The organism is Microbacterium testaceum StLB037 (assembly GCF_900104345.1).
Lineage (GTDB): Bacteria > Actinomycetota > Actinomycetes > Actinomycetales > Microbacteriaceae > Microbacterium > Microbacterium testaceum_A.
This window is the reverse complement of the sequence record NZ_FNJN01000001.1, coordinates 612,994-627,248: the sequence shown is the minus strand read 5'-3', so window position 1 is coordinate 627,248 and position 14,255 is coordinate 612,994. Positions and strand designations below refer to the sequence as shown.

Sequence of the window (14,255 nt, the reverse complement as noted above, 5' to 3'; positions counted from 1 at the left end):
GGGGGTCAGTGGAAGCTGTCTCCGCACGCGCAGGAACCCTGGGCGTTCGGGTTGTCGATCGTGAAGCCCTGCTCCGAGATCGTGTCCTTGAAGTCGATGTTCGCGCCGTCGAGGTACGGGACGCTCATGTCGTCGACGATCACCTCGACGCCGTCGAAGTCGACGACCTTGTCACCGTCGAGGTAACGCTCGTCGAAGTACAGCTGGTAGATGAGGCCGGAGCAGCCGCCGGGCTGGACGGCGACGCGCAGGCGCAGGTCGTCGCGACCCTCCTGCGACAGCAGGCTCTTCACCTTGTCGGAGGCGGCCGCGGTCAGGCCGACGCCGTGCTCGCGGGTCTCGGCGGAGGACGACAGTGTGGTGTCGGTCATGGCGATGCCCTTCGGGTTGTTCGGTCGCGGGGACGAGTCGAGTCTACGCCCGTCCCGCCCCCGCGGCCTCGATCAGAGCGTCCGCGCGTTGAGGCGGGCCAGCAGCAGCGCCTCCGAGACGAGCGCGTTGCGGAAGGTCTCGAGGTGCAGCGACTCGTTCGGGCTGTGCGCCCGCGCGTGCGGGTCCTCGACCCCGGTCACGAGGATCTGCGCCTCGGGGAACTCGCGGACGAGGTCCGAAATGAACGGGATCGATCCCCCGATGCCGACGTCGACCGAGTCGACGCCGTATCCGTCCGCGAAGGAGGCACGAGCCTCTTCGACGGCCCATCCGCTGGTGTCGACCAGGAAGGAGTCGCCGCAGTCGACGTCGGTGAACTCGAGCTGCGCACCGAAGGGGGCGTGCGCGCGCAGGTGCGCCTCGATCGCGGCGAAAGCCTCCTGCGCGTCCTGCCCGGGAGCGACCCGCGCGCTGATGACGACGCTCGTCTGTGGGGAGAGGGTGTTGGATGCCGCCTCGACCGGGGTGGCATCCCATCCGGTGATCGTGATGGACGGCTTGTTCCAGATGCGGCTGAGGATCGAGTCGCGCCCGATCGGGCGCACGCCCTCGAGGAGGCCGGACTCCGCGCGCAGCGTCGCCTCGTCGTAGTCCGGGGTCTCGGCGTCTCGCACCGCGAGGCCCTCGACCGCGACGGCGCCGTCGTCGTCCCACAGGGTCGCGAGGAGCTTGACGGTGGCGAGCATGGCATCCGGGACCGCTCCGCCCATCATCCCGGAGTGGGACGCGTGCTCGAGGGTGCGGACGGTCAGGGTGAAGCGCGCGTTTCCGCGGAGAGAGACGGTGAGGCCGGGGGTGCGCTCGTCCCAGTTGCCCGAGTCGGCCACGACGATGACGTCCGAGCGGAGCACCTCGGCGTTGTCGGCGAGGAACTGGCCGAAGGAGCGCGAGCCGTACTCCTCCTCCCCCTCGATGAAGACGGCGAGGCCGAGGTCGAGGTCGTCGCCGAGGACCTCGGACACGGCGCGGATGGCGCCCACGTGGGCCATGATGCCGGCCTTGTCGTCGGCGGCCCCCCGGCCGTAGAGACGCCCGTCGCGGACGGTCGGCTCGAACGGCGGCGAGTCCCAGAGCGCCTCGTCTCCGGGAGGCTGCACGTCGTGGTGTGCGTACAGCAGCACGGTCGGGCGCCCATTGCGGGCCGCACGGGTTGCGAGCACGGCGGGCTGGCCGAACTCGTCGGTTCCGGGGATCGCCGCGCGCTTGACCTCGACCGCCTCGAAGACGCCGGTGCCCTCGAGGAGGGCGGCCACGGCGTCGGCGCTCTTCACGAGCGCGGACTGGTCGAAGGCCGGCCACGCGATCGAGGGGATGCGAACGAGGGAGCCGAGGTCGGAGAGGGCGGAGGGGATGCCGGCGTCCGCTGCTTTTTGCACAGCGTCCTGCCGGGACAGGTCGAGGGTCATGCGGGTAATCTTAAATCTCCCGATCAGCGAAGCACCGAGGTTTTCCGTGGCCAAGTCCCCCGCACCCGCACCCAACGACACCCCCGTCGAGCCGACGGAGCTCGGTTCGGGCAAGGGCCGCGCGACCCCGTCGCGCGCCGAGCAGGAGGCCGCCCGCAAGCGCCCCCTCGTGCCCGACACCAAAGAGGCCAAGGCCCGCGCACGCGCAGAGCTCGCCGCTCAACGCGAGAAGGCCCGCATCGGCATGGCCGCCGGTGAAGAGAAGTATCTGCCCGTCCGCGACCGCGGCCCGCAGCGCCGCTTCGCCCGCGACTTCGTCGACGCCGGCTGGCACCTCGGCGAGGGCGTGATGCCGTTCATGATCCTCGTCATCGTGGCGACCCTGATCCCCGTGTCGTTCTTCCAGTACTGGTCGTTCGTCGCGCTGTGGATCTTCATCCTCTTCGTCGTCGGCGACATGATCATCACCTCGATCCGCATCAAGCGGGCCGCCAAAGAGAAGTTCGGCGAAGGCCGACTCGAGAAGGGCCTCGGCTGGTACGCCGCGATGCGCACCGTCCAGATGCGCTTCATGCGCCTGCCCAAGGCCCAGGTCAAGCGCGGACAGTACCCGGTCTGACCCGGTCCCTCTTCGACGAAGCGGCGCGCCCTCGGGCGCGCCGCTTCTGCGTGGGCGTGAACGCGCGGCGGAGCCTCAGCGGGCGCGAGCGAGACCGCGGTTGATCTGCCGGGCCCACAGCGGACCGCGGTACAAGAACCCGGTGTACCCCTGCACGAGCGTCGCCCCGGCCGCGAGACGCTCGCGGACGTCGTCGGCGGTCTCCACTCCCCCGGCCGAGATCACGACGAACTCCTCCGGCACCGCGGCGCGCACCAGCCGCAGCACCTCGGCGGCGCGGGCCTTGAGCGGCGCCCCCGACAGTCCACCGGCGCCCATCGCCTCGACCTTCGCGGCATCGGTCGAAAGTCCCGTGCGCGCGATCGTCGTGTTGGTCGCGATGATCCCCGAGAGTCCGGCATCGACGGCGAGACGCGCGATGTCCTGCACCTCGGCGTCATCGAGGTCCGGAGCGATCTTCACGAGCAGGGGCGTGTCGCCCGCGGCATCCCGAACCTCCGTCAGCAACGGACGCAGCGTCTCGACCGCCTGCAGGCCTCGCAGACCGGGCGTGTTCGGCGAGGACACGTTGACGACGAGGTAGTCGGCGAGCGGAGCCAGCAGACGGGCACTGCGGACGTAGTCGGTCGTGGCGTCGTCGACGGCGACCACACGACTCTTGCCGATGTTCACCCCGATCACCGGGCGCCGACGGGCTCGTCGCAGGCGGCGCAGCTTCGCCGCGGCGGCGACCGCTCCGTCGTTGTTGAAACCCATGCGGTTGATCACCGCGCGGTCGGCGACGAGCCGGAACAGGCGGGGCCGCGGGTTGCCGGGCTGCGCGAGGGCGGTGATCGTCCCCACCTCGACGTGACCGAAGCCGAGGGCGCCGAGGCCGCCGACCATCGTGACGTTCTTGTCGAAGCCCGCGGCGACGCCGAACGGCGAATCGAACGTCAGTCCCAGAGCGTGCACGCGCTGCGCGGGCGCGGGCGCCGTGAAGCGACGGACGAGGGATGCCACCGGCTCCACGCCCGCGACACGGATGACGAGGGCGCCGAGATGGTGCGCGAACTCGGGATCGAAGCGGGTCAGGACCGTACGGAAGAGAAGGGGATACATCCCCGCCAGATTACTGGACCGGGTCGGACTCGCCGGCCCGCCCGGAGGAACGCTCCGCGTGGTCGGCGCGCAGCTGCGCGATCGCGGCGTCGAAGTCGTCGAGCGAATCGAACGCCTGGTAGACGCTGGCGAAGCGCAGGTAAGCGACCTCGTCGAGCTCTCGCAGCGGGCCGAGGATCGACAGGCCGATCTCGTTCGCCTCGATCTGCGACGAACCGGTCTGGCGGATGTTCTCTTCGACCTGCTGGGCGAGTACCGCCAGGTCGGCGTCGGTCACCGGTCGCCCCTGGCACGCCTTGCGGACGCCGGACATCACCTTCTCGCGACTGAACGGCTCGACGACCCCGGAGCGTTTGATCACGTTGAGACTCGCGGTCTCGACGGTCGAGAAGCGCCCCCCGCACTTCGGGCACTGGCGACGGCGGCGAATGCTGAGGCCGTCGTCGCTGGTGCGCGAATCGATGACGCGGGAGTCCGGGTTGCGGCAGAAGGGACAGTGCATGACGCCGCCAGACTACGCGTCGAAGCGCGCGGTCACGGCCTCGCCGTGCGCGGGGAGCGCTTCGGCGTCGGCCAGGGTGACGATGGCGTCGCGCACCCGGGCGAGGGCCTCTCGGTCGTACTCGACGACCTGCTGCGGGCGCAGGAAGGTCGCCGCCGACAGCCCCGCTCCGTACCGCGCCTGTCCCCCGGTCGGGAGCACGTGGTTGCTGCCGGCGAGGTAGTCGCCGAGGCTGACCGGCGTGTACGGGCCGACGAACACGGCTCCGGCGTTCACGAAATCCTCGGGACGCGGGTCGGCGAGGTGCAGCTCGAGGTGCTCGGGGGCGTAGGCGTTGCTGAACGCTGTCGCCTGGGCGAGGTCGTCGACCAGGACGACCGCCGACTGCGGCCCGTGGAACGCCGCCGTCACGCGCTCGGTGTGGCGGGTCGCGGCGACGCGCTCGGGCAGTGCGGCCCGGACGGCCTCTGCCACGTCGACGGAGTCGGTGACCAGCACGGCCGAGGCCTGCTCGTCGTGCTCGGCCTGGCTGACGAGATCGGCCGCGACGAGAGCGGGGACCGCACTGTCGTCGGCGACGACGAGGATCTCGGTCGCCCCGGCCTCGGAGTCGGTGCCGACGCGACCGGCCACGGCGCGCTTGGCGGAGGCGACGAAGTTGTTGCCGGGCCCGGTCACGACGTCGACCGGGTCGAGCCCGATCTCGGCCACCCCGTAGGCGAAGGCGCCGATGGCACCCGCTCCCCCCATCGCGTAGACCTCGGTGACACCCAGGAGCTTGGCGGCGGCCAGGATGACGGGGTGCACGCGGCCGCCGAACGCCGCCTGCGGCGGGGATGCGAGGGCGACCTCGCGCACACCCGCGACCTGCGCGGGCACGGTGTTCATCACGACGCTCGAGGGGTACACGGCCTTGCCACCCGGGACGTAGAGTCCGACGCGTCGCACCGGCTGCCACCGCTGCGTCACGCGCGCACCCTCGCCGAGTTCGGTGACGACCGGCGCGGGTACCTGGGCGGCGGAGGCCTTGCGCACGCGCACGATCGCCTCGTCCAGAGCGGCACGGATGCCGGGATCGAGATCGCGCAGTGCCTCATCGAGGTGGTCCGCGGGCACGCGGAGGGCGTGGTCGCTCACCCGGTCGAAACGGGCGGCCTGCTCGCGGAGTGCTTCTTCGCCCCGGCGCGCGACGTCGTCGACGAGACGCGCCGCGGTGGCGAGGGCCTCGTCGCGCGCGGCGTCGGCCCGCGGGACGACGGCCAGGAGCTCGGCCGGCGAGAGCACGCGGCCGCGGAGATCGATCGTGCGAAGCATGTCTTCAAGGCTACCGGCGCCTGCGAGCCGCCTCGCGCGGGGCGGGCGGCTCGCAGGCTCTGCTCAGCCGCGCGTGACGCCGGAGACGTCGTGCAGGTAACCGATGCGGCCGTCGTCGTGACGGACGACGAACGTCTCGCCGCGATCCTCGATCACGAGCGCCCACGCCGTCGGCCCAATCCGGAAGATCGGCGTGCCGTAGTCGTCGACGATCTCGCGCTCCTCGGGAGCCAGCGCCCAGAACGCCTGCGCGTGCGGGTGGTCGTCGTGCGCGGCACGCTGCTCGGCCGTGGGCTCGTCGCCGGCCGGGGCAGCCCAGCGCGAGTGGTCATCATGAGCGTCCGCGTCGTCACGATCGTCATCGGCGCGCAGCGGCGCGAAGACGTCGGTGTCGTTGGCGTCGGAGTGAGCGGGGAGCACGCTCGTCGCGGGCGCGGGGTCGTGCGCCAGGTCGGTCGAGCCGGTGTAGGTGCCGGGCGTAGGGGCATCCGCGTCGACGTGGGCGCTCGAGTGGGCGGCGGCGGCACGCGCGGAGCCCGGGGTCGAGGGCGTGCGGGGCGTGCGCGGGCGCGCGACGACCGGGCGGATGGGTCGCGCGTTGCGATGAGCGGGGATTTCTTCACGGTCGCGGAAGTCGGCGGAGAACGGCGGGATGAAAGGCGCGAAGACCGTGAGGACCACACCCGCCAGCAGCAGGACGGCCTCGACCCAGATGACCCAGGAACGCGTCCAGACGGTGTTCGAGGCGTACACGGCGACGGCGTCCCACACCCACGAGACCCACACGAGGGCGGAGATCGTGAACGCGACCGAGGCGAACTGGTCGATGCCGAGCGAGCCGACGCGGCGGATGCCCTGCGGGGAGAGGCGACGGAGCACCACCAGTCCCACGGCGACGGTCGGCAGGGCGATCGCGGGGATCCACCACAGGCCCGAGAGCCAGACGTTCGCCCCGCCGATCAGGACGCTCGAACCGGACTCGAGGATGTTAGTGCGGAAGAACGAGACGAGGAACGCGACGACCCAGATGCCGAGCAGGGCGACCTCCCGGACCGAGAACGGACCGACACCGTAGTTCGGGCGGGCGTCACGGCCGTCGACGACGGGACGGCTACCCGTGTGGGCGTTGGCGTGCGCCGCGGCCGGAAGAGAGGCACCGCGGGACCCGGCATCGACGGCGCCGGTGTCGTGGGTGAAGGTGTCGCCCGCGTCGGCGGCGCGATCGCCCGTGCCCTGTCGGCGGGCACCGGTGGGTTCGGAGGGCGCGCTCTCGTCGACACGGGGGCCGTCGAGGCGATCGGGGTCGGTGGGCGTGAAGCCGTCGTGGGGGGTCGAATCGGTCACGGTGGTCCTTTCGGAGGGCGGCAAGCGCCCGGTCATCCTAACCAGGGGGTGTCCAGAACGAGCTGGGGTTGAAACGCGCCGCGGGGGCGCGCGGGTCAACCGAGGCAGTTCGGGCCGAGGAGGCCCTTGAGCTCGCCGAACAGGTCGGCGGTCACGCGAACGGGCATCGGCACCTCGAACACCTTGGCGGTGCCGCCTTTGTGCAACTTGAGGACGACCTCGGTCGATCCGGAGTGACGTTGCAGCATCCGCGCGAGCTCGCCGACGAGCGCCTCGTTCGCGCGCTGCTCGGGAACGACGAGGGTGAGTCCGCCCGCGTCGTCGAGGCCTTCGAGGTCGGGGGCGAAGGCGCTCTGGGCGTGCAGGTTGAGTCCGTCGTCGCGACGCGAGACGCGTCCGCGGACCACGAGGATCGAATCGCCCTGCAGGATCGGAGCGAATTCCGCGTAGGTCTTGCCCATGAACATCACGGTCACCTCGCCGTTGAAGTCCTCGACGGTGACCATGCCGTAGGGGTTTCCGCTCTGCTTCGCGACGCGGTGCTGCACGCTCGTCAGCAGACCGGCGACCGTCACCTGGTCGCCGTCCTGCACGTCTTCGGAAGCGAGCAGGTCGTGGATCGAGGTGGACGCGTGCTTCGCGAGGGGCACCTCGAGACCGGCCAACGGGTGGTCGGACACGTACAGGCCGAGCATCTCTCGCTCGAACGCCAATTTGTCCTTCTTGGTCCACTCGGGCCGTTCGGGCACCTTGACGACCTGTTGGGGTTCGTCCCACAGCGAGTCGAAGTCGAAGCCGACCTCGCCGTTCGCCTCGCGCTTCTTGTCGATCACGGCGCCCTCGCAGGCGTCTTCGTGCACCTCGATGAGCGCACGGCGCGTGGACCCGAGCGAATCGAACGCCCCGGCCTTGATGAGCGACTCGACGGTGCGCTTGTTCGCCGCGTGCGCGGGGACCTTCGCGAGGAAGTCGTGGAACGACGTGTACTTGGCCTCTTGCCGTGACGCCACGATCCCGTCGACGACGTTGGTGCCCACGTTGCGGACGGCGCCGAGGCCGAAGCGGATGTCTTCGCCGACGGCCGCGAAGTACCGGATCGACTCGTTGACGTCGGGCGGGAGCACCTTGATGCCCATGCGGCGGCACTCGTTGAGGTAGACCGCCATCTTGTCCTTCGAGTCCCCGACGCTCGTGAGCAGGGCGGCCATGTACTCGGCCGGGTAGTGCGCCTTGAGGTAGGCCGTCCAGTACGACACGAGCCCGTAGGCCGCGGTGTGCGCCTTGTTGAAGGCGTAGTCGGCGAACGACTCGAGCACCTTCCAGAGCGTCTGCTGCGCGACGTCGCCGAACCCGCGCTCGGTCATACCGCCGAAGAAGATCTCTTTCTGCTTGTCGAGCTCGCTCTTCTTCTTCTTACCCATCGCGCGACGCAAGAGGTCGGCCTGACCGAGGGTGTACCCGGCGACGCGCTGGGCGACCGCCATCACCTGCTCCTGGTAGACGATCAGGCCGTAGGTGGTGTCGAGGATGTCGGCGAGAGGCTCTTCGAGCTCGGGGTGGATCGGCTCGATCTCCTGCTGCTTGTTCTTGCGCAGCGCGTAGTTGATGTGCGAGTTCACGCCCATCGGGCCCGGGCGGTAGAGCGCGAGCACCGCCGAGATGTCCTCGAAGTTGTCGGGTCTCATGAGGCGCAGGAGCGAGCGCATGGGCCCGCCGTCGAGCTGGAACACCCCGAGCGTGTCTCCGCGCGCGAGCAGCTCGTACGACGCCGCGTCGTCGAGGTCGAGGTCTTCGAGCACGAGGGGGTGGCCGCGGTTGGCCTCGATGTTGTCGAGCGCGTCGTTGATGATCGTGAGGTTGCGCAGCCCCAGGAAGTCCATCTTGATCAGACCGAGCGACTCGCATGCCGGGTAGTCGAACTGCGTGACGATCTGGCCGTCCTGCTCGCGGCGCATGATCGGGATGATGTCGATCAGCGGCTCGCTCGACATGATGACGCCTGCGGCGTGCACGCCCCACTGGCGCTTCAGGTTCTCGAGCCCGAGGGCGGTGTCGAACACCGTCTTGGCCTCGGCGTCGGTCTCGATGAGGGTGCGGAACTCGCTCGCCTCTTTGTACCGCGGGTGCTCGGGGTTGAACATGCCGTCGAGCGGCATGTCCTTGCCCATCACGGCCGGGGGCATGGCCTTGGTGAGGCGGTCGCCCATGCTGAAGGGGAAGCCCAGCACGCGACCGGCGTCCTTCAGGGCCTGCTTGGCCTTGATCGTGCCGTACGTCACGATCTGCGCGACGCGCTCGTCGCCGTACTTCTCGGTGACGTACTGGATGACCTCGCCGCGGCGACGGTCGTCGAAGTCGACGTCGAAGTCGGGCATGGAGACGCGGTCGGGGTTGAGGAACCGCTCGAAGATCAGGCCGTGCTGCAGGGGGTCGAGGTCGGTGATCTTCATCGCGTACGCGACCATCGACCCGGCACCCGAGCCTCGGCCAGGACCCACGCGGATCCCGTTGTCCTTGGCCCAGTTGATGAAATCGGCGACCACGAGGAAGTAGCCCGGGAACCCCATCTGCAGGATGACGTCGGTCTCGTACTCGGCCTGCTTGCGCACCGCGTCGGGGATGCCCCCGGGGTACCGGTCGTTGAGGCCGTTCTCGACCTCTTTGATCATCCAGCTGCCCTCGGTCTCGCCCTCGGGGACGGGGAACCGCGGCATGTAGTTGGCGGAGGTGTCGAACTCGACGTCGCAGCGCTCGGCGATCAGCAGCGTGTTGTCGCACGCCTCGGGGTGGTCGCGGAACACCTGGCGCATCTCGGCGGGTGACTTGACGTAGTAACCGTCGCCGTCGAACTTGAAGCGCTTCGGGTCGTCGAGCGTCGAGCCCGACTGCACGCACAACAGGGCGGCGTGACTCGTCGCGTCGTGCTGGTGCGTGTAGTGGAGGTCGTTCGTGCCGAGCAACGGGATGCCGAGATCTTTCGACAGCTTCAGCAGGTCGCCCATGACGCGCCGCTCGATCGACAGACCGTGGTCCATGATCTCGGCGAAGTAGTTGTCTTTGCCGAAGATGTCCTGGAACTCGGCGGCGGCGGCCCGGGCGGCCTCGTACTGCCCGAGGCGCAGACGCGTCTGCACTTCGCCCGAGGGACACCCGGTCGTCGCGATCAGGCCCTTGCTGTAGGTCTGCAGCAGTTCGCGGTCCATGCGGGGCTTGAAGTAGTAGCCCTCCATGCTCGCCTTGGACGACAGGCGGAAGAGGTTGTGCATGCCCTGCGTGGTCTCGGACAGCAGGGTCATGTGCGTGTACGCGCCCGAACCCGAGACGTCGTCGCTCTGCTGCTCGGGAGTACCCCAGCGGACACGGGTCTTGTCGGAACGGTGGGTTCCGGGGGTGACGTAGGCCTCGATGCCGATGATCGGCTTGATGCCGGCGTCTTTCGCCGTCTTGTAGAACTCGTAGGCCGCGAACGTGTTGCCGTGGTCGGTCACGGCGATGGCCGGCATGCCCTGTTTGACGGCCTCTTGGACCATCGGACCGATGCGGGCCGCGCCATCGAGCATCGAATACTCGCTGTGCACGTGAAGGTGAACGAAGGAGTCAGCTGCCACGGGTCGAGTCTACGTTCGGCCTCCGACATCGACCGCTGAAGTTCGCAGCCCGCGCCCAGTTCGACGCGCCGACCCGGGCGCGTCGCCGGGTGGTGGCATCCCCTCCGCCGATCGTCGCGGAGGGGCGCCCTCAGGCCCCGTCGCCGAGCAGCTCGAGGGCGTGCGCCAGATCCGCCGGGTAGGGCGATTCGAACTCGACCCATTCCCCCGTGCCGGGGTGCGTGAACGCCAGGCGATGCGCGTGCAGCCACTGCCGCGTCAGCCCGAGGCGTGCGGACAGGGTCGGGTCCGCGCCGTACAGCGGGTCTCCGGCGCAGGGGTGGCGGTGCGCCGCCATGTGCACGCGGATCTGATGAGTGCGGCCGGTCTCGAGGTGGATCTCGAGCAGAGAGGCGCGAGGGAAGGCCTCGAGCGTCTCGTAGTGGGTCACCGAGTCCTTGCCGTCCGGGGTCACGGCGAACTTCCACGAGTGGTGCGGATGCCGCCCGATCGGCGCGTCGATGGTGCCGGCGAGCGGGTCCGGGTGCCCCTGCACGACAGCGTGGTAGATCTTGTCGACCTCGCGCTCTTTGAAGGCGCTCTTGAGCAGCGTGTACGCGCGCTCGGTCTTGGCGACCACCATGAGCCCGCTCGTCCCCGCGTCGAGGCGGTGCACGACGCCGCGCCGCTCGGCGGGGCCGCTCGTGGCGATGCGGAATCCGGCCGCGGCGAGGGCCCCGAGCACGGTCGGACCGTCCCACCCCACAGAGGGGTGCGCGGCGACGCCCGCGGGCTTGTCGACCACGACGATGTCGTCGTCGTCGTGCACGATCCCGAGGTCGGGGACCGCGACCGGCACGATCTCGGGTTCGCGCTTGGGCTCCCACTCGACGTTCAGCCAGGTGCCGGCGCGCAGACGATCGGAGCGCCCGGCCACCCGACCGTCGACGCTCACCCCGCCCGCGTCGGCGACCTCGGCCGCGAACGTGCGGGAGAACCCGAGCATCTTGGCCAGACCCTGGTCGATACGCGTCCCGTCGAGCCCGTCGGGGACGGGCAGGCTCCGCGACTCCATGTCAGCGGGCGCCCGGGTCGGCCGGAGCATCGACCGCGCCGTCGGCGGACTCCGCCGCGGCTCGGGACGCCTTGGTCTCGCGCGAGCCGTCGAGCTTCAGCCCGAACAGCACGAGGACCGCCACCGAGATCATCATCGTGACGATGAACATGTCGGCGACGTTGTAGATCGCGGGCATCATCCAGGGTGTCGAGATGAAGTCCACGACGTGCCCCACGGGGAAGCCGGGTTCGCGGATGAGGCGGTCGGTGAGGTTGCCCAGCACACCGCCGAGGAGCAGCCCCAGAACGACTGCCCACAGACGCGAACGCACGCGACGGACGCCGAGGTAGACGATCACGCACGCGACGACCGCGAGGGCGATCGTGAACACCCACGTGACGCCCTCGCCGAGCGAGAACGCCGCACCGGGGTTACGGACGAGATAGAACTGCAGGAAGTCGCCGATGATCGGGACCACGCGCTCCGAGGGGAGAGCGGCGATCGCGGCGTTCTTCGCAAACTGGTCGGCGGCCAGCACCAGCACCGCGAGAATCGCGATGGTGACGCCGGCCGCCGCCGTACGCAGAGGAGGTCGACTGCGCAAAGAGTCGGCCTACAGACCGATCGCCGACACCGGCGTCGAGCCCGAGGACGTCGCGGTGGTGTCGAGGTCGCGGAGCTGACCCTCGATGTACGAACGCAGCTGCGAGCGGTAGTCGCGCTCGAAGTTGCGCAGCTCGGTGATGCGACCCTCGAGCGTGGTGCGCTCCTTCTCGAGACGGGCGCGCTCTTCGCGGCCCTTCTGCTCGGCCTCGGCGACGATGGATGCCGCCTGGGCCTGCGCCTCGCCGATGAGCTGGTCGCGCTGGGCCTTACCCTCGGCGACGTGCTCGTCGTGCAGACGCTGCGCGAGCTCGATGATGCCGGCGCTCTGGGCGGCGGGCTCGGCGTCGTGCGACGGGGTGGAGGCGACGGGTGCCGGAGCGGGCGTCTCGGCGACGACCGGCTCTTCGACCTTGGGGGCCTCGGCGGGGGCTTCGGCGGCGGCCGGAGCGGCCCCGCCGGACTCGTACGCCGCGAGCTTGGTCTTCAGCTCTTCGTTCTCGGCGATCGTCTTGCGCCACTCGACGACGATCTCGTCGAGGAAGTCGTCGACCTCGTCGGGGTCGAAACCCTCCTTGAAGCGCACGTGCTGGAACTGCTTGGTGACGACGTCATCGGGGGTCAGTGCCATGGTGTTTCCTCTTTCGAGAGCTCTGATGTCGGAACTGTGGGGGTGTCGCACCGGGGCGTACCGCTTCGGAACAGCATAGCCGCCGCCCTCCGCCGGTGTCGAAGATCACGGGTGAAGAAGCGGCGGCGGGGCGTCACACGGCCGCGAGGGACCGCGTCACGCTCAACAGCATGAAGCAGACGAACATCACGATCGCGAAACCGAAATCGATCGCGATCCCCCCGATGCGCAGGGGGGGGATGAAACGACGGATCAGCTTGATGGGCGGGTCCGTCACGGTGTAGACGATCTCTGCCAACACGAGGGTGACGCCGCGAGGGCGCCACTCCCGGTTGAACATCGGGATGTACTCGAGCACGAGGCGCGCGAGAAGCAGCACGATGAAGATGAACAGGACCGCACTGAGGATGGAGCCGACGAGGCTCAGAACGGCCACTGTTACTGGGACGCGAAGGGCGCAGCCTCGGGATCGGCCTGCGCGATCGCACCGTCGCCGGAGACGGCGATGTTCTCGGGCGAGAGCAGGAACACCTTGCTCGTCACCCGCTCGATGCGTCCGTACAGCCCGAGCGAGAGTCCGCTCGCGAAGTCGATCAGGCGACGCGCGTCGGCGTCGCTCATCTGCGACAGGTTGATGATGACCGGGATTCCCTCGCGGAAGTTCTCGGCGATCGTCTGCGCGTCGCGATACTGCTTGGGGTGCACCGTGAGGATCTCACTCACGGGTCCGGCCGCGGGCTGGCGCACCACGGCGGGACGGTGCAGGGGGGTCACCGGCGCGGCCTTCTCGAGGGGAGCAGCAGCTGTGGGCTGCTTGCGCGCGATGGGCTGCGGCGCCGTCTCCTCATAGGTATCTTCCTCGTCGGCGAGGCCCAGGTACACCATCGTCTTCTTGAGGGGGTTCGACATCGCATCCTCCGTTCGCTCGTCTGGTCCGAGGCTAGTCGCGCGGGGGCCTCGGGCCCGTGATTGCGGAGCCGATCCGCAGGTGTGTCGCGCCCATTGCGATCGCCTCGGGGAAATCGCCGGTCATGCCCGCCGAGATCCACCGCGCGTCGGGGACGACGGAGCGCACCGCGTCGGCGCAACGGTGCAGTCGCTCGAACGCGCGAGCGGGTTCTTCGTCGAGTGGAGCGACGGCCATCACCCCGCGCAGCCGCAGGGTCGACAGCCCCGCCACGTGGGCGGCCAGTTCTTCGACGGCGTCGGGGACGACTCCCCCGCGACCGGGGTCGTCGGTGAGGTTCACCTGCACGAGGACGTCGAGGAGGTCGCCCTCGGCGCCGGCGGCGTGCAGCGCGTCGGCGATGCGGGATCGGTCGACCGAGTGAACGGCATCCGCTCCCGCCCGCACCGCGCGCGCCTTGTTGGTCTGGGCCTGGCCGATGAAGTGCCAGGTGAGATCCGCGAGCCCGTCGAGCTCCGCGCGTTTGGCCGTGAGTTCCTGTTGCCGGTTCTCGCCCACGTGCCGGACTCCCAGCGCGTGCAGTTCGGTGACGAGGGATGCCGGGTGGAATTTCGTGACCACGATGCGGGTGATCTCGCCGGGGTCGCGGTGCGCGGCGCGGGCGGCGTCTCGGATGCGCTCGTCGACGGCGGCGAGTCGCTCGGCAAGGGCGGTGTCCATGCTGCTCCTTCGACGACGAGAGCGGGCCCGGT

At 69.7% G+C, this 14,255-nt stretch carries 14 protein-coding genes; 1 reads left to right on the top strand and 13 read right to left on the bottom strand.

Features of this window, described 5'->3' with window-relative positions; all coding sequences use genetic code 11:
• Positions 1–5: 5 nt before the first annotated feature.
• Positions 6–371 (bottom strand): iron-sulfur cluster insertion protein ErpA, encoded by a 366-nt coding sequence (erpA, locus tag BLS25_RS02905; protein WP_056227791.1) that lies wholly within the window; start codon positions 369–371, stop codon positions 6–8.
• A gap of 72 nt (positions 372–443) precedes the next feature.
• Positions 444–1,838, bottom strand: a complete 1,395-nt coding sequence (locus BLS25_RS02900; RefSeq protein WP_074694334.1) for a dipeptidase — start codon at positions 1,836–1,838, stop codon at positions 444–446.
• 46 nt (positions 1,839–1,884) lie between these two features.
• Here BLS25_RS02900 and BLS25_RS02895 point away from each other — a divergent pair, with 46 nt between their 5' ends.
• On the top strand, positions 1,885–2,457 hold the full coding sequence (locus BLS25_RS02895; protein ID WP_056227784.1) for a DUF3043 domain-containing protein: 573 nt from the start codon (positions 1,885–1,887) through the stop codon (positions 2,455–2,457).
• Between the two features lie 75 nt (positions 2,458–2,532).
• Here BLS25_RS02895 and BLS25_RS02890 read toward each other — a convergent pair whose 3' ends face one another.
• The 11 genes from BLS25_RS02890 to BLS25_RS02840 form a co-directional block, all read right to left on the bottom strand.
• Positions 2,533–3,558, bottom strand: a complete 1,026-nt coding sequence (locus BLS25_RS02890; RefSeq protein WP_056227780.1) for a quinone-dependent dihydroorotate dehydrogenase — start codon at positions 3,556–3,558, stop codon at positions 2,533–2,535.
• Between the two features lie 10 nt (positions 3,559–3,568).
• The gene (gene nrdR / locus BLS25_RS02885; protein WP_056227775.1) at positions 3,569–4,060 is read right to left on the bottom strand and encodes a transcriptional regulator NrdR; all 492 of its coding nucleotides are present in this window, start codon (positions 4,058–4,060) and stop codon (positions 3,569–3,571) included.
• A 12-nt stretch (positions 4,061–4,072) separates the two neighbouring features.
• Positions 4,073–5,374 carry a histidinol dehydrogenase gene (gene hisD / locus BLS25_RS02880; RefSeq protein WP_074694333.1) on the bottom strand — a complete coding sequence of 434 codons (1,302 nt, stop codon included), beginning with the start codon at positions 5,372–5,374 and terminating at the stop codon, positions 4,073–4,075.
• Positions 5,375–5,437: 63 nt separating this feature from the next.
• Positions 5,438–6,718 (bottom strand): hypothetical protein, encoded by a 1,281-nt coding sequence (locus BLS25_RS17100; RefSeq protein ID WP_056227769.1) that lies wholly within the window; start codon positions 6,716–6,718, stop codon positions 5,438–5,440.
• 95 nt (positions 6,719–6,813) lie between these two features.
• Complete coding sequence (gene dnaE, locus BLS25_RS02870) at positions 6,814–10,278, bottom strand: DNA polymerase III subunit alpha (protein ID WP_371129305.1); 3,465 nt, start codon at positions 10,276–10,278, stop codon at positions 6,814–6,816.
• Between the two features lie 178 nt (positions 10,279–10,456).
• A complete protein-coding gene (locus tag BLS25_RS02865) occupies positions 10,457–11,380 on the bottom strand; it encodes an RluA family pseudouridine synthase (RefSeq protein ID WP_056227766.1) in 924 nt (307 codons plus the stop codon).
• Position 11,381: 1 nt separating this feature from the next.
• Positions 11,382–11,966 (bottom strand): signal peptidase II, encoded by a 585-nt coding sequence (gene lspA, locus BLS25_RS02860; RefSeq protein WP_056227763.1) that lies wholly within the window; start codon positions 11,964–11,966, stop codon positions 11,382–11,384.
• 9 nt (positions 11,967–11,975) lie between these two features.
• Positions 11,976–12,596, bottom strand: coding sequence for a DivIVA domain-containing protein (locus BLS25_RS02855; RefSeq protein WP_074694331.1), 621 nt, complete (start codon positions 12,594–12,596; stop codon positions 11,976–11,978).
• Positions 12,597–12,729: 133 nt separating this feature from the next.
• Positions 12,730–13,032, bottom strand: coding sequence for a YggT family protein (locus tag BLS25_RS02850; protein WP_056227755.1), 303 nt, complete (start codon positions 13,030–13,032; stop codon positions 12,730–12,732).
• A gap of 2 nt (positions 13,033–13,034) precedes the next feature.
• Positions 13,035–13,505: a cell division protein SepF gene (locus BLS25_RS02845; protein WP_056227752.1), complete on the bottom strand. Its 471-nt coding sequence runs from the start codon at positions 13,503–13,505 to the stop codon at positions 13,035–13,037.
• Positions 13,506–13,536: 31 nt separating this feature from the next.
• A complete protein-coding gene (locus tag BLS25_RS02840; protein ID WP_056227750.1) occupies positions 13,537–14,223 on the bottom strand; it encodes a YggS family pyridoxal phosphate-dependent enzyme in 687 nt (228 codons plus the stop codon).
• Positions 14,224–14,255: the final 32 nt, after the last annotated feature.